Genomic DNA, 18,601 nt, shown 5'->3' with positions numbered 1-18,601 from the left:
CTGGATCGGGCTGTCAGATCGAGGAGTTGAACGCGGCGACGGCCACCTGGCCCGACTCGCCGCCGGGCAGCGCGCGGTGGAGCTGCGCGGTGAGCGTGTCCGTACCCAGAGCGGCGAGGGCGGCGAGTGAGGCCCGAGGGGGGAGGCCCTCTCCGAGCTCGGTGTCGGTGCCAGTCGGCCGGGTGGCGAGTGCGGCGACCATGGAAGTCTCGTTTCTGCGCTTGAGGCGCGGGGAAACGGGGTAACACAGACACCCTGTCCTGGCACTGGGTTCGCCCGATTAAGGCCGATTTTCCCCAGCTGCAGGCAGAAACGCCGCCGCCGACCCCGAAGAATGACCCGGAAGAGTGACACTCTCCATCAGCTCGGTCTAGTCAGCCATACAGCGGTTGACGTAGCCGACCCGCCCATACCCCTCCTCAGGGGCAGAGCCGCTCCACCCGCCAGCCGCCGCCCTCGGCCAGGTACCGCAGCCGGTCGTGCAGCCGGTTCTCCCGGCCCTGCCAGAACTCCACCGTCTCCGGCACCACCCGGTACCCGCCCCAGAACGGCGGCACCGGCACGCCCTCGCCCTCCGGGTAGCGGCGGGCCAGGTCGGCGTACCGCTGCTCCAGCACCTCGCGGCCGCCGACCGGGCTGGACTGCTCGCTCGCCCAGGCGCCCAGCTGCGAGCCGTGCGGCCTGGTCCGGAAGTACGCCGCCGTCTCGTCCCGGCCGACCTTCTCGACCCGGCCGGTGACCTGCACCTGGCGGCCGAGCGCGATCCACGGGAAGAGCAGCGCGGCATGCGGGTTGACGGACAGTTCGGCACCCTTGCGGGAGCCGTAGTTGGTGAAGAAGACGAAGCCGCGCCGGTCGTAGTCCTTGAGCAGGACGGTACGGGAGCTGGGCCGGCCGTCGGCGTCGGCGGTGGAGAGCACCATCGCGTTGGGCTCGACCACCCCGGCCTGTTCGGCCTCGTGGAACCACCGGGTGAACTGGGCGACCGGCTCGGCGGCGAGCTGCGCCTCGACCAGACCGTCGTGCTGGTAATGCCTGCGCATCACGCTCGGGTCCGGGCCGGGCCGGGCCTCGGCGGGCACGGGCCGGTCCTCGGCGGGCACGGGCTGGGGTGTCGGGTGGCGTTCCGCGGTAGGCACGCCAACATCATCCCGTACGACAAGCATCGGGTACCGCTACGTCCAGGCAAACCCAGGTGGGAGATAAGGTGTCTCGCCACCGCTTCACCGCCCGCCGTACGAGAGATTGTCCGGATTCCTCCGCTTCTCTCCGGTAAGTCCGCCACCGTCGTCGGACGCCAGAGCGGTACCGAGCGGCCATTCGGGAAACATCACCGTGGTGGTGTATGGCGCAATGCACTCCGTGCCTGAGAGTCTGGCACCGAGTGCCAACCACCAACGGTCAACCAGCCGGAGCGGCCCCACCATCGCCGCCCGGCGCACGGATCACTGAAGGAGCCGTCTGATGTCCGATTTCGTACCCGGGCTAGAGGGAGTCGTCGCGTTCGAGAGCGAGATCGCCGAGCCCGACCGGGAAGGCGGCGCCCTCCGGTACCGCGGCGTCGACATCGACGAACTCGTGGGCCACGTCTCGTTCGGGCACGTCTGGGGCCTGCTGGTGGACGGCAAGTTCAACCCCGGGCTGCCCGCCGCCGAGCCGTTCCCGATCCCGGTCCACTCCGGTGACATCCGGGTCGACGTGCAGTCCGCGCTCGCCATGCTCGCGCCGGTCTGGGGCCTGAAGCCGCTGCTCGACACCTCCGCCGAGCAGGCCCGTGACGAGCTCGCCAGAGCGGCTGTCATGGCGCTCTCGTTCGTCGCACAGTCCGCGCGCGGCCAGGGCCTGCCGATGGTGCCGCAGAGCGAGATCGACAAGGCCGAGACGGTCGTCGAGCGCTTCATGATCCGCTGGCGGGGCGAGCCGGACCCGAAGCACGTCAAGGCGATCGACGCCTACTGGACGTCGGCGGCCGAGCACGGCATGAACGCCTCCACCTTCACCGCCCGCGTCATCGCCTCCACCGGCGCCGACGTGGCGGCCGCGCTCTCCGGCGCGGTCGGCGCGATGTCCGGCCCGCTGCACGGTGGCGCCCCGTCCCGGGTGCTCGGCATGATCGAGGAGATCGAGCGCACCGGCGACGCGGCCAAGTGGGTCAAGAACGCCCTCGACAAGGGCGAGCGCCTGATGGGCTTCGGCCACCGCGTCTACCGCGCCGAGGACCCGCGCGCCCGCGTGCTGCGCCGCACCGCCAAGGAGCTCGGCGCGCCGCGTTACGAGATCGCCGAGGCGCTGGAGAAGGCCGCGCTGGAGGAGCTGCACAACCGCCGCCCCGACCGCGTGCTGGCGACCAACGTCGAGTTCTGGGCCGCGATCATGCTGGACTTCGCCGAGGTCCCCGCGCACATGTTCACCTCGATGTTCACCTGCGCCCGGACGGCCGGCTGGTCCGCCCACATCCTGGAGCAGAAGCGCACCGGCCGCCTGGTCCGCCCGGCCGCCCGCTACATCGGTCCCGGCCCGCGCAGCCCGCGTGAGATCGAGGGCTACGACTCGATCGCACACTGACGCAGCGTCACTCGTTCGGGTAACCACGTAGGGGCGCGGGGACCTGCGCGAACCGGTAGGGCACACGCCGTCGCCTGCCGATTCGCGCAGTTCGCCGCGCCCCTACGGCGGTTGACCGATGCACGCAGGGTCACATCTCAGCGGGCGGACCGGCCTACCAGCGGCGCTTTCCCGGGCAGTAGGCTGCGCGGGTGGCCCAGATCCAGATCCCCGCTGACATCAAGCCCGCAGACGGCCGTTTCGGCTGCGGTCCGTCCAAGGTGCGCCCCGAGGCTCTCAGTGCCCTCGCCGCCACCGGTCCCTCGCTGCTCGGTACTTCGCACCGGCAGGCGCCGGTCAAGAACCTGGTCGAGCGCGTCCGCGAAGGCGTGAGCAGCCTCTTCTCCCTCCCCGAGGGATACCAGGTGGTGCTCGGCAACGGCGGCTCCACCGCCTTCTGGGACATCGCCGCCTTCGGGCTGGTGCGAGAGAAGTCCCAGCACCTCAACTTCGGTGAGTTCTCCTCCAAGTTCGCCTCCTCCGTGCAGGCCGCCCCGTGGCTGGCCGAGCCGACGGTGATCAAGACCGCGCCGGGCACCCACCCGCTGCCGGTCGCCGAGGCGGGCGTGGACGTCTACGCGCTCACCCACAACGAGACCTCGACCGGTGTCGCGATGCCGATCCGCCGCCCGCAGGGCGCGGACGAGGGCTCGCTGGTCCTGGTGGACGCCACCTCGGGCGCCGGCGGCCTGCCGGTCGACATCACCGAGACGGACGTCTACTACTTCGCCCCGCAGAAGTCCTTCGCCTCCGAGGGCGGCCTCTGGCTCGCGGCCTTCTCCCCGGCGGCCCTGGCGCGCGCCGCCGAGATCGCCGCCTCCGGCCGGTACGTCCCGCCGTTCTTCGACCTGCCGACGGCCATCGACAACTCGTCGAAGGACCAGACGTACAACACCCCGTCGATCGCCACGCTCTTCCTGCTGGCCGACCAGCTGGAGTGGCTGAACGGCAACGGCGGCCTCGACTGGGCCGTCGCCCGGACGGCGGACTCCTCCTCGCGCCTGTACGGCTGGGCCGAGAAGTCCTCGTACGCGCAGCCGTTCGTCGCCAACCCGGCGGAGCGCTCGCAGGTGGTCGGCACGATCGACTTCGACGAGTCGATCGACGCCGCCGCGATCGCCAAGGCACTGCGTGCCAACGGCATCGTGGACACCGAGCCGTACCGCAAGCTCGGCCGCAACCAGCTGCGGATCGCGATGTTCCCGGCCATCGACCCGGCCGACGTCGAGGCGCTCACCGCCTGCGTCGACTACGTGGTCGAAGCGCTGTGAATCAGTAGTTCAGGGCCGTCGCTCCTCGGAGCGGCGGCCCTTCGCCGTCTGCCCACCGACTACTTGCGGGCTACTTCCCGATCACCGAGCTGATGATCACAACTGCCAGCAGCAGCACCAGGGCGCCGGTCACGATACGCATACGAGTCTTGGGGTCCACGGTCACCGAGACTACCCGGTGACTCGCCGGGCGTCGGTCCCTGGTCCGGCCCGGGGTGCTCCAGCAAGCTGTGGGCATGCTGACCCACGACTCCGCCGGCTTCCGGCTCGACGGGCGCCCCCTCCGGATCCTCTCCGGCGCCCTGCACTACTTCCGCACCCACCCGCAGCAGTGGCCCGCCCGGCTCGCATCGCTCCGCGCGATGGGGCTGAACACCGTCGAGACGTACGTCCCGTGGAACCTGCACGAGCCCCGGCCCGGGGCCTTCGAGCGGCTGGACGCCCTGGCCGGCTTCCTGGACGAGGCGGCCCGCCAGGGCCTCTGGGCGATCGTCCGCCCGGGACCGTACATCTGCGCCGAGTGGGACAACGGCGGCCTGCCGGGCTGGCTGACCACCCGGGTCGGCCGCCGGGCCCGGACCAGCGACCCGGCGTACCTCGCCGCCGTGGACGGGTACTTCGACGCGCTGCTGCCCGCCGTGGCCGAGCGCCAGCACGACCGGGGCGGCAACGTGCTGCTCGTCCAGGTCGAGAACGAGTACGGCTCGTACGGCAGCGACGCCGCCTACCTGCGCCATCTCGCGGACGGGCTGCGCCGACGCGGCGTGACCGTACCACTGTTCACCTCGGACGGGCCCGAGGACCACCTGCTGACCGGCGGTACCGTCCCCGGGCTCCTCGCCACCGTGAACTTCGGCTCCGACCCGGAGGGCGCCTTCGGGGTGCTGCGCCGCCACCGCCCGCAGGACCCGCTGTTCTGCATGGAGTACTGGAACGGCTGGTTCGACCACCTCGGCGAGCCGCATCACACCCGGGACGCGGCCGACGCCGCCGACACACTGCGCCGGATCCTGGCGGCGGGCGCCTCGGTCAACCTCTACCTGGCGCACGGCGGCACCAACTTCGGTACCACCGCCGGGGCCAACCACGCCGACCCTCCGTTCAACTCGACGCGGTGGACGCACTCCCCGTACCAGCCCGTCACCACCTCGTACGACTACGACGCCCCACTCGACGAACGCGGTGCCCCCACCCGCAAGTTCGAGCTGTTCCGGTCCGTACTGGCGGAGTTCGCCGCCGGGCACCCGGACGAAGCCCGCCACCGCGACGACCGCACCAACGAACTCCCGGTACTGCCAGCGGTGTTGGCCCCTCGCACGGTGGAACTCACCGACTCCGCACCGATCCCGTTCGGACCACCGGCCGACTCGCCCGTCCCGCCCACCTTCGAGGACCTCGGACTGGTGCACGGACTGGTCCGCTACACCTTCCGGGTGCCCGCCGGGCGCCCCGAACTGCCGCTCACCGTCGAGGGCCTGCGCGACCGCGCGACCCTGTGGGTGGACGGCCGGCGCACCGCCGAGCTGGAGCGCGGCGTCGCCGCCGAACCGGTCACGGTGCCCGGCGGGGCCGTGGCCGAGCTGCTGGTGGAGTCACTCGGACGGGTCAACTACGGCCCGCTGGACGCGGCGGGCAAGGGGATCACCACCGGCGTCCGGCACGAGCGCCAGTACCTGCACGGCTGCCGCGCCGAGGCCCTGGACCTGAACCAACTGCCGGCCCTGGATTTCGGTCACCAGCACAGCACCGCCCCCGGCCCGGGCTTCGCCCGGGGTGTCCTCACCCTGACGGAGACCGGCGACGCCTTCCTCGCCGTACCCGGCGGCCACCACGGCTACCTCTGGGTCAACGGCTTCCTGCTCGGCCGCTACGACACCCGGGCCCCGCTGGCCACACTGTACTGCCCGCAGCCCCTGCTCGCCCCCGGCGCGAACGAGCTCCTCCTGCTCGAACTCGGCGACGCCGCACCGCGCTCCGTCGAGCTGCGCCGCAGGTAGCCGCCCGTGCCGCGCCACACCCAGCCACCGCCCGTCAGGCCTCCCAGCGCGCCAGCGGCCAGGCCCGTACCGTGCTGTACCGGGACGGCCCGAAGCGCTGCTCGCTCCGCATCAGGTGCAGCTCGGCGGCCTCCCACTCGCTACCCCGGAAGCCCTCCAGGCGCGCCGCCAGCGCCTGCATCTCACCTGCGGCGGACCGCCGGACGGCCCGGCGCTGCCCGTGCGTGGAGCCGGCCCGGGCCAGTGTGAGGTGTGGGTGGAAGCCGTACTGGTCGGTCTCGATCCCGACCTCGCCCACCGCCGCCCGGACGGCCTCGGCAAGCCGCCGCAGCGCCCAGGTCTCCCCCTCGACCCCGCCCCACAGCACCCGGTCCCCGAACGTCCCCGCGCCTGCCAGCCGCAGCCGGTGCACCCCGTGCTCCGAGGCGGCCCGCCCGAGCACCTCCTCCAGGCGCGGCACGTCCAGCACCGGGACCTCGCCGAGGAACGCCAGCGTCAGGTGCCAGCCGTCCACCCCGGACCACCGCAACCGCTCCGCCTCGGACCCCGCCCGCAGCGGCGCCACCGCGTCGGCCAGCTCCTGCACCGTCACCACCGGCGGATTCACCGCCACGAACAGCCTCATGGACCCATCTTCCCTCGGGCGCCGCGAACCGATAGGAAGATCATATGAAGATTCGCACCGGTGGCCCGGCGGACGCGGCCGACATCCTCCGCCTGCTCGACGACGCAGTGACCTGGCTGATCTCCCTCGGCCGGACAGGCCAGTGGGGCGACCGCCCCTGGACCAGCCGCCCGGCGGCGGTGGAGCGCATCCACACCTACGCGAGCGACTTCCTGGTCCGGATCGCCGAGGACGAGAACGGCACCACCGTGGGCTCCTGCGTCCTGGCCGAGAACGTGCCGTCATACGCGACGCCGGTCGCCGAACCCGAGCTCTACCTCTGGAACCTGGTCACCGACCGCAGCCGAGCGGGCTCCGGCATCGGAGCGGCCCTGGTCGCCGACGCGATCGAGGAGGCCCGGCGCCGGGGCATCTCCCTGCTCCGGGTCGACTGCTACGCCGGGGACGACCGCCGCCTGGTCGACCAGTACCGCCGCCTCGGCTTCACCCCGACCGACCCCTTCGAACTCGACCGCCCCGAAGGCCGCTGGCCCGGCCAGATCCTGGAGCTCAGGATCGGCTGACCCAGTAGGGACGCGGGGAACTGCGCGAATCCGGAAGACAGCGACCCGCAGTCTCCCACTCTCGCTCAGCCCCCGCGCCCCTCCCTCAGCTGACGCTACGTCAACAGGCTGTGGCGAGCCGCTCCTTGGTGACCATCCTCGGCACGACGGCGACCACGCGCCCGCCGTGCCCGGGGTGCAGGTCGACCCGTACCCGCAGGTCCGCCGCCCGGGCCAGCACCAGCGCGACCACGCCCGCCGCCAGCGCGGAGACCGCGCCGCAGGCGAGCAGCCCGAGGCGCGGCCCGTAGGAGGCCGTCACCCAGCCCACCAGCGGGGCGCCGATCGGCGTGCCGCCGGTGAAGACCAGCACCAGCAGGCCCATCACCCGTCCACGCATGGCGGGTTCGGTGGCGAGCTGGATCGCCGAGTTGACGGAGGTGTTGAAGGTCAGCCCGAAGACGCCGATCAGCGTCAGCAGGACGGCGAACGACCAGTACCCGGGGGCGAAGGCGGCCAGCACCTCCAGCGTGCCGAAGGCGAGCGCCGCCAGCACCAGCCGCCGCAGCCTCGGCGCGCCGCGCCGGGCCGCCAGCAGGGCACCGGCGAGCGAACCGACCGCCATCGCGGTGTTCAGCAGGCCGTACTGCCCGGCGCCGACCTTGAAGGTGTCGTAAGCGAAACCCGACAGCAGGGTCGGGAAGTTGAACCCGAAGGTGCCGATGAAACCGGCCAGCACCAGCGGCCAGAACAGCTCCGGGCGCTCCTTCACGTACCGGAGCCCCTCCCGCAGCTGGCCCTTCTCCCGGGCGATCGGCTCGGTCGGCCGCAGCTCGCTGGTACGCATCGCCAGCAGGCCGCCGATCACGGCGACGAACGAGAACGCGTTGACCGCGAAGGCCCAGCCACTGCCCACGGCGGCGATCAGCAGACCGGCCACCGCCGGGCCGACCAGCCGCGCGGTCTGGAAGTTGGCGGCGTTCAGGCTGACCGCGTTGCTGAGGTCCTTGGGACCGACCATCTCGCTGACGAACGCCTGCCTGGTCGGGGTGTCGACCACCGTGACCAGGCCGAGCAGCAGCGCGAAGAGGTAGACCAGCCCGGCCGTCACCGCGCCGGTGACCGTGAGCACCGCCAGACCTGCGGCGAGCAGGCCCATCGCGCCCTGGGTGACGATCAACAGGCGGCGCTTGGGCATCCGGTCGGCGAGTACCCCGCCGAAGAGTCCGAGCAGCAGCATCGGGAGGAACTGCATCGCGGTGGTGATGCCGACCGCGAGGGGGCTGCCGGTGAGGCTGAGCACCAGCCAGTCCTGGGCGATGCGTTGCATCCAGGTCCCGGTGTTGGAGATCACCTGGCCGACGAAGAAGTAGCGGTAGTTACGGACCCGGAGGGAGGAGAACATCCCTCTGGGCCGGGTGAAGCTCGCCCCGGTGGGGCTCGACGCGGCGGTTTCGGTCGCCGCGGTGCGTTCGCAGGGGTCGTCGTCGCTGTTGCCCGGCAGGCCCACGGGGGCGGGCGCCTGGCTCTCGGCGGTGGCAGCTACTACGGGCGCTGCCTGCTCGGTGGTGGAGTCGTCGGTACGGATGGCGGCGTTGGCGCCGGCCGGCGGTGTCAAGGTGGTCTCCCCTCGGTGCGCGACCGCAATCAGGGTTGCGGTCGCGCGACTGGTTTCACTGTTCGGTCCTGCGGTGATGCGGTACTCCTTCTTCCGAACCCGATGACGTCATGCCCTGGCAGGGGCACGCCGCCAGAGATGCCGCTCTGTCAGAGGTGCGCGAGCTTGTAGAGGACCGGTGCGGCCTCCCGCAGCACGGCCCACTCCTCCTCGCTCAGCCCGGAGGCCAGCTCGGCCAGCCAGGCGTTGCGCCGGCGGCGGCTCTCCGCGAGGATCGCCTCCGCCGTCTCGGTACTGCTGACCACCACCTGCCGGCGGTCGTCGGGATGCGGCTCACGCCGCACCAGCCCCTTCTCCTCCAGCATTGCGATGATCCTCGTCATCGACGGCGGCTGGACGTGCTCGCGCCTGGCGAGCTCGCCGGGCGTGGCTTTGCCGCACCGCGCGAGGGTGCCGAGCACCCCCATCTCGGTAGGACTGAGCGACTCCTCGACACGCTGGTGTCTCAGACGGCGGGCAAGGCGCATCGCGGACGACCGCAGCTGACTGACGGCTGCGAGGTCCTCCTCGGACATCTCGGGCATGTCCTTAGCCTATGTCATTACTCTCGCTAAAGAAAATCGATTGACCACCGACCACCCCGCCCGCCCAGCACGACGGCCCCCGGGACCAGGTCTCGGGGGCCGTCGTCAGAGCACGGCGCGCCGCCGCAGAGGGTCGTCAGCGGTTGGTGAAGTACCCGAACAGGTCGGCGATCACCTGGGTGCGGCCGGCCCGGTTGTAGATGCTCACCCGTCCGTTGCCGCCCAGTGGCGTGATCACGTGGTTCGGGACGGTCTGCCCCGCCCGGAAGTTCAGGTTCGAGGTGGCCGGCCGGGGGCCGCCGTCCGGCCAGACGGTCAGGAAGCCGCTCGCCGTGGTGTCGGTGGCGGTCACGTTCAGCACGGCCGCCGTGGCGTTCGCCGGCACTCCTGCGGCGCCGCCGACCTGGACGGAGAACGCGCCGTCGCCGCCGAGCGCGTTGCCCGGCCGGGTGTCGGCGAGCCGGGTCGGTGTCACCGGGGTGAACTCGCCCTTGCTGTCGTAGCTGTAGTAGCCGAAGACGTCCGCGATCACCTGGGTGTCGCCGGCCCGGTTGTAGAGGTCGATCTTCCCGTCCGAACCGATCGGCACGATGGCCTGGTTGGCGACGGTCTGCCCGGCGGTGAAGTTGAGGTTGGAGACCCCGGGCCGCTGGTCACCGTGCGGGTAGGCCGTCAGGTAGCCGTCCCTGCTGGGCTCGGTCGCCGTCAGGTTCAGCACAACCGCGCTCGCGCCCTTCGGCACTCCGGCCTGCCCGGTCACCTGCACGCTGCGGCTCTCGCCGTCGGTCAGCCTGACGTCCGCCTGCCCGTTCGACGGCCGGGTGTCCAGCAGTCGGCTGGGGCCGGTCGGGGTGAAGCGCTGCCCCGCGTTCGGCTGGTAGTACCCGACGAAGTCGACGATCACGTCGGCCTGCCCGGCGCGGTTGTAGATCTGCAGGTCCTGGTAGGTGCCGACCGGGACGGTGACCAGGTTGGCGACGGTCTGCCTCGCCTTTACGTTGAGGTTGGACGAGGCGGGCCGGGACTGGCCGCCCGGCCAGACCGTCAGGTAGGTGTCCTGGGTCGCCCCCGTCGCGGTGACGTTCAGGACCACCGCCGTCATGCCGGTGGAGAGGCTTGGCCGGCCGTCGCCCCAGAGCGGGATGTCGAGCGTCCGGGGGAGGACGCTGCTGACCGGGTAGTGGTCGGTCCGGGTGTCGAGGATCCGGAACGGCTTGACGGCGGTGTAGGTACTGGGCGCGTACGCGGCGTGGAACAGCTGCGAACTGCTGGAGGTCCGCCCCTGGTTGTCCGTCACGGTGGCGGTGATCCGGTAGTCACCGGGCGCCTTGTAGGTGTGCTTCTGGCTGGAGCCGATCAGGCCGTTCTGCTTCTGGCCGTCCCCGTAGTCGAAGCCGTAAACGGTGATCGGCCAGGGCGAGACGGAGGCCCCGGCATCCGCCAGGACGGTGAGCGGAGCCTCGGCGGACAGCGAGGCCGAGGTGGGCAGCAGGGCGGTCGCCGAGAGGTTCGCCGTCAGCGGCCCCGGCTCGGTGATCTTCATCGGGTCGGCACCGCCCACCACCTGCTGGCCGCCACCGGCGGTGATGACCAGCTCCGGCAGACACTGGCAGGCCGCGCGGTAGATGTGGCTCACGGTCGGGGAGTTGGAGGTCTCCTTCGTCCCGTCACCGAAGTCGTAGGCGTAGCTGAGCGGGACTGAGGGCCACTGGTGGCCCACCCGGGCGGTGAAGTTCACCTGCGTCCCGTACGGGACCTGGGTGCGGTCGACGTCCAGGTAGGCGTTGTCGGCCAGTTCGTCCTGCACCTCGTACGCGCCACGGTCGAGGTACCCGGGGCCCGGATTGTCGACGAACGGGTCGTCCGTCGGCGGGTGGCCGAACTGGTCGCTGGGCAGGACACCGGGGGCGTCGGCCTTCGCCGAGTCGATCGCGGGCGAGCAGCTGCTCCGGTCCGGCTTGCCGTCGACCACCGTGCAGTCCTTCAGCCGGATGCTCCAGGCGTCGACCAGCTTCGGATCGCCCATCAGGTCGTTCCTGCCCTGCCCGGTCGCGGCGTTGAACGCGGCCGGGGTGCGGTACTGCCGGCCCGCCCAGGTGTACGGCGTCCCCTCAGCCGTGGCGCGGACCAGGTTGTAGTCCGCCGTGGTGCCCGGCACGGAGTCGGCCGAGACCAGGAGCTCGGTCGCGACCGCCTGGTCTCGGCAACGGAACCCGTCGAGGCGGACCGCGCCGTGACTGTCGACGATGTTGTTGTAGATGTTGCCGCCGGTCGAGCCGCCGGTCAGCGAGATGCCCGGACCGCAGCCGTACGCGAGGGTGTTGTTGGTGACGGTGGTGCCCGGAGCGCCGTCCACCGAGACGGGGGAACCGGTGGCGCGGAGCACCGAGTTGTCGCTGATGGTGGTACCGGTCGCGCCGCCGCTCACCCGGATGGCGGCATACTGACTACTCGTCATATTGTTGCGGGTCAGGGCGACGTCGCGACTGGCGCCGCCGACCTCCAGCAGCGGGGTGAGGGCGTCCTCGGCCGCGTACATCCCGTCCCGGTCGAGGGTGATCCGCTGGGAGTTCTCGATGAGCGTCTCGCCCAGACCGAGGCTGCGGAAGACCACGTCGTGGACGCCGCTGACGGTGAGCGCCCGGGCCGGTCGCTTCGACGCGGCCTTGAGCTCGGTGTTGTCGCCGACGAAGGTGATCGGCGCCTGCGCGGTGCCGGACCGCGTGATGCGCAGGTCCTCGGCGTAGTTGCCCTTCGCGATCCGCACGGTCTGACCGGGCTCGGCAGCGGCGGCGGCCGCGCCGATCGAGCAGTACGGCTGGAACTCCGAACCCGTGCCACCGTCGGAACAGTTGGCGTTGGTCCGGTCGACGCGCAGGGTGTCGGACGCGGCGGTGGCCGGCACCGGCGCCGGCGGGCCGAGGACTGCGGTCAGGGCTGCGGCGGTGAGGCCGATGGCGCGGGGCAGGCGCACGAGTTTTCCCCCCGGAAGTGAAGCGGCGTACGAGAAAAGCTTTTGTAATCTCTAAGGCTATTAGGAGAATAGCAATCGATTTTCTGGGCCCGAGCGCCGACGAGCCCCGCCCTACCAGGTCGTAGAGCCTGTACATCCCGTCAGAACTTCGTGCGAACTCCTTGCCCGTACCGTGAAGAACCCACTCTGGTCTGCGAGTTCACCAAATCTCCTACCATTGCCCTCAGTCGGGTCAACCGCTACTGTGCCCGTTGTCAGGAACACGGCACCAGGCACAGTGCACCCCGCCCCGCTCAGGGAGTCTCCTCTTGGGTCACATCAACCACGCTGTCTACGGCTGGGTGACACCCGCGATCTCATATCTCGTCGCCTGTCTAGGAGCCCTGCTGGCGCTCCGCAGCACCCGCTGGGCTCTGCTCACCGAAGGCCGCACCCGGCGCAACTGGCTGGCTTTCGCGTCCGTCTCGCTCGGCGTCGGCATCTGGAGCATGCACTTCATCGCCATGCTCGGCTTCGCCGTCTCCGGCGTCGAGATCCGCTACAACGTCCCGCTCACGGTGGCCAGCCTGATCATCGCGGTCCTGATGGTCGGCCTCGGCATCTTCACCGTCGGCTACAGCAACCACCCACGCGGCGCCCTGCTGGCCGGTGGCGTGGCCACCGGCCTCGGCGTCGCCGCGATGCACTACCTCGGCATGGCCGCGATGCAGATGCCGGGCACCGTCTCCTACGACCACGTCACGGTCGGCCTGTCGATCGCGATCGCGATCTTCGCCGCGACGGCGGCACTCTGGGCGGCACTCAACGTCCAGGGCACCGCAGCCGTCATGGGAGCGGCCCCGGTGATGGGCATCGCGGTCTGCGCGATGCACTACACCGGAATGACGGCCATCTCGGTCCACCTCAACGGGGACCACACCGCACCCGGCGGCGGCGTGGTGGCCCTCCAGTTCGTCTTCCCGCTCGCGGTCGGACTCGGCACGTACGTGTTCTCCAGCGCGCTGGCCTTCGCCGTCGCACCGAGCAAGCAGGGCGGACCGGGCGGACCCGGCGAACAGCAGTCGGTCTTCCTCGGCCCGGCCGCCCCGCTCGCCGCCCGGCGGTAGGTCCTCGGCAGAGTGCCCGGCCCCCAACGGAGTTGGGGGCCGGGCACTCGCACGTGGTCCGGGAAGCCGCCCGCCGGACCGCCGCGAACAGTCGTAGCCCTTGTTGCCGTCCCGCCGGAGCTGGCAGTCTTCGGACCGGTGATGTTCGCCTCCCCGTTCGAGACCGCCGGCGCCTCCGACACCCGGCGGCTCCAGAAGGGTGACCCCGTCATGGGCGAACTGCTCGCGATACCCCGGATGCGCCTGTACTTCCTGGGCAACTCCCTCAGCTCGATCGGTGACTACGCCCTCTGGCTGGCCGCCGGAATCTGGGTCAAGGAGCTGACCGGCTCGACCTCGAAGGCGGGCCTGTGCATGCTCTTCCTGGTCACCGGCACCCTGCTCTCCCCGCTGACCGGCGTGCTGGTCGACCGGGTCCGGCGCAAGCCGCTGATCCTGGTCGGCAATTCGGCCACCGGCCTGCTGGTCCTGTCGCTGACGCAGGTTCACCACGCCGACCAGGTGTGGCTGATCTACGTCGTGATGTTCCTCTACGGGCTGTCCGCCGACATCACCGGCTCGGCGATGTCCGCGCTGCTGCCGAAGCTGGTCACCGGGGACCTGCTGGGGTCGGCGAACGGCCTGTCACAGGCCCTGACCCAGGGCCAGCGCCTGATCACCCCGGCCATCGGCGTCGGCCTGCTCGCCGCGTACGGGGGCGGCGCGGTGGCGCTCATGGATGCCGCCAGTTTCGCGGCCGGTGTCGTCTGCTGGGCCTTCATCAAGGTCGAGGAGGAGCAGCCGGTGCCGTCCGGGGACGGCTGGCGCCAGGAGACCGCGGCGGGCTTCCTGCTCCTCGCCAGGACACCGGTGCTGCGCCAGCTGGCCGTCGCGTTGACCGTGGGGCTCTTCGTGATGGGCTTCTTCGAGACGCTCGGCATCGCGATCGCGACCGTGGGCCTGCACCACCCCCCGACCTGGACCGGAGTCATCGTCACCGCGATGGGCGTCACCGGGATCGCGGGCGGGATGTCGGCCGGAACCGTACTGAAGCGGCTCGGCCCCGGTCGGCTGACGGCGCTGGGCCTGGGCCTGGCCGGCCTGGCCGCGCTCGTCATGACCCTACCCGTGGACGCGGTCGTCATCGGCGCGGCGGCGCTCTTCGGCCTCGGGCTGCCGTTCGTCATCGTCGGCGCGATGACCGCCGTCCAACTGCACACCCCGAACGAACTGATGGGCCGGGTCTCCGGCGCCAACAACTTCCTCGTCACCGCCGGACAGGCGGTGGGCATCGCCGCCGGAGCGGCCCTGATCTCCGTCCTGCCCTACCGCGCCCTCGCCTGCCTCGCGGCCGGGCTGCTCGCCCTCGCCGCCGGCTACCTCCTCACCCGGCCGGAACAACGCCCGGCCCAGGACAGCCCCGAGCCCGCCCGCCAGGAGCACCTCGCGGGGTGAGGCCACGCCGACGGCCGGGCCTCGCACCCCGCAAGGCCCGGCCGTCGGCGGCTTCCGCGACTCAGCCCGTCACCCCAGCAGGTGCTCGGGCGTCGCGGTCGGGCAGACCTTGTGCACGAAGTTGCGGCGCAGCGCGTGGTACGGCTCCTGCGGGTCGGAGAAGTTGCGCCACATCTGCTCCAACTCCTCGGCCCGGTACGCGGCCAGGGGCTTGGCGGCCTCGTCGTCCGCGCGCCGGCGCTTCTTCTCGAGCAGCCGGGCCGTCAGTTCGGGGGAGTCGGCCAGCGCGGCGGCCTCATGGGTCGTCCAGGACCGGAAGTCGGCGGCGGCGCCGCTGCCCGTACGGTCCACCAGGCCGAGGGCGAGGGCCTCGCCCGCGCCGACCGGCAGGGCGGCCGTGGTCAGCCGGCGGGCCTGCTCGGCGCCCACCCGGCGGGGCAGGGTGTACGTCCAGTACTCGGAGCCGTGCAGGCCCATCAGCCGGTAGTGCGGGTTGAGTACGGCCGCGTCGCGGCACCAGACCTCGTCGGCCGCGATGGCCAGCATCAGGCCGCCGGCGGCCGCGTTGCCCGCCAGCGCGGCGACGGTGATCTTCTCGGTGGTGTTGAGGATCGCCTCGACCAGGTCGTCCATGGCGTTGATGTTGGCCCAGGACTCCGCCGCCGGGTCGGTCGCCGCCTCGATCACGTTGAGGTGGATGCCGTTGGAGAAGAAGTCCCGCGCGGGCCCGAGCACCAGCACCGAGGTCGGACGGGCAACGGCCTCCAGGTACGCCGCGAGCAGCCTTCTGCACTGCTCGGTGCTCATCGCACCGCTGGGGAAGGCGAATTCGAGGTACCCGACCGATCCCTCCTCGCGGTAGCGGATCTCCGACCAGGTGGCCCGCCCGACGGCCGCCGAGGCCGACACCGGCACCTCGGGCACCCCCGCCAGCAGCTCGCCGAGCACCTGCACGGCGGGCAGCTTGAAGGTCACCGGACCGCCGGGGGTACGCCGCGCACGCAGCTGCGGGATCCACACCGCGCCGTCCACCGTGGCCCGGCAGACCGCGCCGTCCCGGGTGGCGACCACCGAGCCCGCCACTCCGCGCAGTTGGTCCTCGGGGTACCCGCCGTGCAGGAAGTACTCGGCGCCGTACAGCTCGTCCAGCACGCCGGGCTGGGAGTCGGCCGAACGCAGCTTGCGCAGCACCGTCGCGGTGTCGTCGGCCGCCCAGTCGATCCGCCGGAACTCCTGGGCGTGGTACGGACGCAGCCGGCCCTGGACGTCCCAGCGCTCGTAGTCCAGCGGCTCGGGCACGAACCAGCCGCCCTCGAACCGCTCGACGGCCAGCAGGACCGCCTGGACCGCCGCACCGGCGACCTCGTTCCGGTACAACTCGCTCTTCCCGCATGGCTGGACGGTGAACGGGACGGAGGCCCAGATCGGCCCGGCGTCCATCTCCGCCACGGCCTGCAGGACGGTGACGCCCCACTCCTCCGCTCCCTCGTGGATCGCCCAGTCGAGCGAGGAGGGCCCCCGGTCGCCCTTGGGGCCGGGGTGCACGATCAGCACGGTGTGGCCGGACCAGATGTCCTCCGGGATCGCCCGGGTGAGCATCGGGGCCACGATCAGATCCGGCTGGAACCGGGCCACGCCGGACCGTACGGGCTCGTCCCCCAGAGCCAGTTCGACACCCACGGTGTGGCCGAGGGCCCTGAGCTCGGTGTGGACCCGTTGGGTGAGGCTGTTGAACGCGCTGGCGATCAGCAGAATGCGCAAGGTGTCCTCCGGCTGTGTGTCAGCAGTGCCGTGTGTCAGCAGTGCCGTGGATCCCCCGAGAAGCCCGGGCCCAGGCCGCGAAAAGCCGCCGACGACGGTACGCACCAGCGGACTTGGCACCGTGATCCGCACCGGAAGCCGCGACCGCCGGCCCTGGCCCGCCGACCGGTTGACCGGCCGGGCCGCCCCATCCAACCATGGTCATGCACGCGTAAGAACAGCAGGCCGGACCCTACGGCCGACCCTCACCACCCTCGCACAACACCCCGACAACTCCCCCCGACCGGGCCGGATACTGCACACAGCTACCTTCAAATGGAGGCAGTGGCGCGACAGAGAACGACAGCGAAAGACAGAAACGGGCGGGCCCGTGGCTTCCGCCACGGGCCCGCCCGTCTGCTGCCGGTATCGGCCGGGAAGGAGAGGACCGGATCAGAGCAGACCCAGCGCCGGCATCAGGTAGTAGAAGGCGAACACCACCGCCACCGCGTACAGCGCGATCGGCACCGTCCGGGCCCTGCCCGCCGCGACGCGCAGCACGCAGAAGGTCACGAAGCCGATGCCCAGGCCGTTGGTGATCGAGTAGGTGAACGGCATCATCACCATGGTCAGGAAGGCCGGCACCGCGATGGTGTAGTCGGTCCAGTCGATCTCCATGATGGAGTTCGCCAGGATCAGGAAGCCGACGGTGACCAGGGCCGGAGTGGCGGCCTGCGCCGGGACCATGGTCGCCAGCGGGGTGAGGAAGAGGGCGACCAGGAAGAGCGCGCCCGTGACGATACTGGCGAGACCGGTGCGCGCGCCCTCGCCGACGCCGGCCGTGGACTCGACGAAGCAGGTGTTGGCGGAGGAGGAGGTCGCGCCGCCGACGGCGGTGGCGATGCCGTCGACCATCAGGACCCTGTTCATGCCGGGCAGGTCGCCCTTCTCGTCGAGCAGGTGGGCCTCGTCCGCGACGCCGAGGATGGTGCCCATCGCGTCGAAGAAGCAGGACATCAGCACGGTGAAGACGAACAGCACGCCCGTCAGGACGCCGACGTGCTGGAATCCGCCGAACAGACTGACCTGCCCGACCAGCCCGAAGTCGGGCGCGGAGACGGGGTTCCCGGGCCAGATCGGGACGGTGAGGCCCCAGGCGGCGGCCGGGACGGTGAAGGCCTGGTCGATCACCACGGCGACGCAGGTCATCACCACGATGCTGATCAGGATCGCGCCGGGGACCTTGCGGATCAGCAGGATCAGCGTGAGCAGCAGCCCGAGGATGAAGACCAGGACGGGCCAGCCGTGCAGGTGGCCGCCGATGCTCAGCTGGAGCGGGACGGTGGTGTGCGCGGCGTCCGGGATCCGGGTGACGAAGCCCGAGTCGACCAGGCCGACCAGGCAGATGAATAGGCCGATGCCGATCGCGATGGCCTTCCGCAGACCGAGCGGCACCGCGCTCATCACCCGCTCGCGCAGGCCGGTGGCGACCAGGACCATGATCGCGAAACCTGCCAGCACCACCATGCCCATCGCATCGGGCCAGGTCATCCTGGGGGCGAGCTGGAGGGCCACGATGGTGTTGACCCCGAGACCGGCCGCCAGGCCGATCGGGACGTTGCCGACCACGCCCATCAGCAGGGTGGTGAGACCGGCCGTCAGGGCGGTCGCGGTGACCAGCTGGGCGCTGCTCAGGTGCCTCCCGTTCATGTCGGCGGCGCTCGCCAGGATGATCGGGTTGAGCACCAGGATGTACGCCATGGTGAAGAAGGTGGCGACACCACCCCGGATCTCCCGGGCCGGCGTGGAGCCACGCTCGGTGATCCTGAAGTAACGGTCCAGCGGGCCGCCCGGGGGCTGCGACGGGGCCTGGAACGGCTCGGGCGACGTTGCGGTCGGCTGGGCCTGCGGAGACATACGGGGGGTCCTCATCGGGTGGGGGCGGAGAGGAGGAGGGGTACCCGGAGCGACGGTGGCCGGGTCTCCGGTAGCGACCGCGCCGTCCTGGCAAGTCATGGCTGGTCATGGCAGATGTCGGCCAATCATGGCCAGTCATGGCAGGCGGTTCAGGGCAGCACGCCGAGGCTGACCGGAATCCCAAGTATG

General features: G+C 71.2%; 14 protein-coding genes. 6 read left to right on the top strand and 8 right to left on the bottom strand.

Translation table 11 applies throughout. The features are described from left to right. Positions 1-13: 13 nt before the first annotated feature. On the bottom strand, positions 14-202 hold the full coding sequence (gene fxsA / locus P3T29_RS16240) for an FxSxx-COOH cyclophane-containing RiPP peptide (RefSeq protein WP_280717167.1): 189 nt from the start codon (positions 200-202) through the stop codon (positions 14-16). 217 nt (positions 203-419) lie between these two features. Next, a complete protein-coding gene (gene pdxH / locus P3T29_RS16235) occupies positions 420-1,043 on the bottom strand; it encodes a pyridoxamine 5'-phosphate oxidase (protein WP_280717239.1) in 624 nt (207 codons plus the stop codon). A 421-nt stretch (positions 1,044-1,464) separates the two neighbouring features. Here pdxH and P3T29_RS16230 point away from each other — a divergent pair, with 421 nt between their 5' ends. The 3 genes from P3T29_RS16230 (at position 1,465) to P3T29_RS16220 (ending at position 5,872) form a co-directional block, all read left to right on the top strand. Further along, positions 1,465-2,565 (top strand): citrate synthase 2, encoded by a 1,101-nt coding sequence (locus tag P3T29_RS16230; RefSeq protein ID WP_280717166.1) that lies wholly within the window; start codon positions 1,465-1,467, stop codon positions 2,563-2,565. A 191-nt stretch (positions 2,566-2,756) separates the two neighbouring features. Continuing rightward, a complete protein-coding gene (gene serC / locus P3T29_RS16225) occupies positions 2,757-3,875 on the top strand; it encodes a phosphoserine transaminase (RefSeq protein ID WP_280717165.1) in 1,119 nt (372 codons plus the stop codon). 236 nt (positions 3,876-4,111) lie between these two features. Next, on the top strand, positions 4,112-5,872 hold the full coding sequence (locus tag P3T29_RS16220) for a beta-galactosidase (protein WP_280717164.1): 1,761 nt from the start codon (positions 4,112-4,114) through the stop codon (positions 5,870-5,872). 34 nt (positions 5,873-5,906) lie between these two features. On the opposite strand, the gene thpR is transcribed toward P3T29_RS16220, so the two are convergent. Next, positions 5,907-6,497, bottom strand: coding sequence for an RNA 2',3'-cyclic phosphodiesterase (thpR, locus tag P3T29_RS16215; protein WP_280717163.1), 591 nt, complete (start codon positions 6,495-6,497; stop codon positions 5,907-5,909). A 44-nt stretch (positions 6,498-6,541) separates the two neighbouring features. On the opposite strand from thpR, the gene P3T29_RS16210 reads away from it, so the two are divergent. Further along, positions 6,542-7,060, top strand: a complete 519-nt coding sequence (locus P3T29_RS16210) for a GNAT family N-acetyltransferase (protein ID WP_280717162.1) — start codon at positions 6,542-6,544, stop codon at positions 7,058-7,060. A gap of 100 nt (positions 7,061-7,160) precedes the next feature. Here P3T29_RS16210 and P3T29_RS16205 read toward each other — a convergent pair whose 3' ends face one another. The 3 genes from P3T29_RS16205 to P3T29_RS16195 form a co-directional block, all read right to left on the bottom strand. Continuing rightward, positions 7,161-8,657 (bottom strand): MFS transporter, encoded by a 1,497-nt coding sequence (locus P3T29_RS16205; protein WP_280717161.1) that lies wholly within the window; start codon positions 8,655-8,657, stop codon positions 7,161-7,163. A 149-nt stretch (positions 8,658-8,806) separates the two neighbouring features. Continuing rightward, on the bottom strand, positions 8,807-9,241 hold the full coding sequence (locus tag P3T29_RS16200; RefSeq protein ID WP_280717160.1) for a MarR family transcriptional regulator: 435 nt from the start codon (positions 9,239-9,241) through the stop codon (positions 8,807-8,809). A gap of 136 nt (positions 9,242-9,377) precedes the next feature. Continuing rightward, complete coding sequence (locus P3T29_RS16195; protein WP_280717159.1) at positions 9,378-12,215, bottom strand: PKD domain-containing protein; 2,838 nt, start codon at positions 12,213-12,215, stop codon at positions 9,378-9,380. Between the two features lie 308 nt (positions 12,216-12,523). Between P3T29_RS16195 and P3T29_RS16190 the strand changes: the two genes are divergently transcribed. Further along, the gene (locus P3T29_RS16190; RefSeq protein ID WP_280717158.1) at positions 12,524-13,321 is read left to right on the top strand and encodes an MHYT domain-containing protein; all 798 of its coding nucleotides are present in this window, start codon (positions 12,524-12,526) and stop codon (positions 13,319-13,321) included. Positions 13,322-13,462: 141 nt separating this feature from the next. Next, positions 13,463-14,755: an MFS transporter gene (locus tag P3T29_RS16185; RefSeq protein ID WP_280717238.1), complete on the top strand. Its 1,293-nt coding sequence runs from the start codon at positions 13,463-13,465 to the stop codon at positions 14,753-14,755. Positions 14,756-14,824: 69 nt separating this feature from the next. Here the strand turns inward: P3T29_RS16185 and P3T29_RS16180 are convergent, their stop codons facing one another. Next, positions 14,825-16,516, bottom strand: coding sequence for a hydrogenase maturation protein (locus tag P3T29_RS16180; RefSeq protein WP_280717157.1), 1,692 nt, complete (start codon positions 16,514-16,516; stop codon positions 14,825-14,827). A gap of 432 nt (positions 16,517-16,948) precedes the next feature. Continuing rightward, positions 16,949-18,412, bottom strand: coding sequence for an NCS2 family permease (locus P3T29_RS16175; protein WP_280717156.1), 1,464 nt, complete (start codon positions 18,410-18,412; stop codon positions 16,949-16,951). Positions 18,413-18,601: the final 189 nt, after the last annotated feature.

It is taken from the genome of Kitasatospora sp. MAP5-34 (assembly GCF_029894335.1).
GTDB lineage: Bacteria > Actinomycetota > Actinomycetes > Streptomycetales > Streptomycetaceae > Kitasatospora.
The sequence above is the reverse complement of the archived record's forward strand: the minus strand, read 5'-3'. Positions and strand labels throughout refer to the sequence as shown.

Excerpts from the sequence above, each read along its gene's own strand:
- P3T29_RS16175 (WP_280717156.1), bottom strand. The coding sequence starts at position 18,412 with ATGTCTCCGCAGGCCCAGCCGACCGCAACGTCGCCCGAGCCGTTCCAG.
- P3T29_RS16185 (WP_280717238.1), top strand. The coding sequence starts at position 13,463 with ATGTTCGCCTCCCCGTTCGAGACCGCCGGCGCCTCCGACACCCGGCGG.
- pdxH (WP_280717239.1), bottom strand. The coding sequence starts at position 1,043 with ATGCGCAGGCATTACCAGCACGACGGTCTGGTCGAGGCGCAGCTCGCC.
- P3T29_RS16210 (WP_280717162.1), top strand. The coding sequence starts at position 6,542 with ATGAAGATTCGCACCGGTGGCCCGGCGGACGCGGCCGACATCCTCCGC.
- P3T29_RS16230 (WP_280717166.1), top strand. The coding sequence starts at position 1,465 with ATGTCCGATTTCGTACCCGGGCTAGAGGGAGTCGTCGCGTTCGAGAGC.
- thpR (WP_280717163.1), bottom strand. The coding sequence starts at position 6,497 with ATGAGGCTGTTCGTGGCGGTGAATCCGCCGGTGGTGACGGTGCAGGAG.
- fxsA (WP_280717167.1), bottom strand. The coding sequence starts at position 202 with ATGGTCGCCGCACTCGCCACCCGGCCGACTGGCACCGACACCGAGCTC.
- P3T29_RS16220 (WP_280717164.1), top strand. The coding sequence starts at position 4,112 with ATGCTGACCCACGACTCCGCCGGCTTCCGGCTCGACGGGCGCCCCCTC.
- P3T29_RS16200 (WP_280717160.1), bottom strand. The coding sequence starts at position 9,241 with ATGCCCGAGATGTCCGAGGAGGACCTCGCAGCCGTCAGTCAGCTGCGG.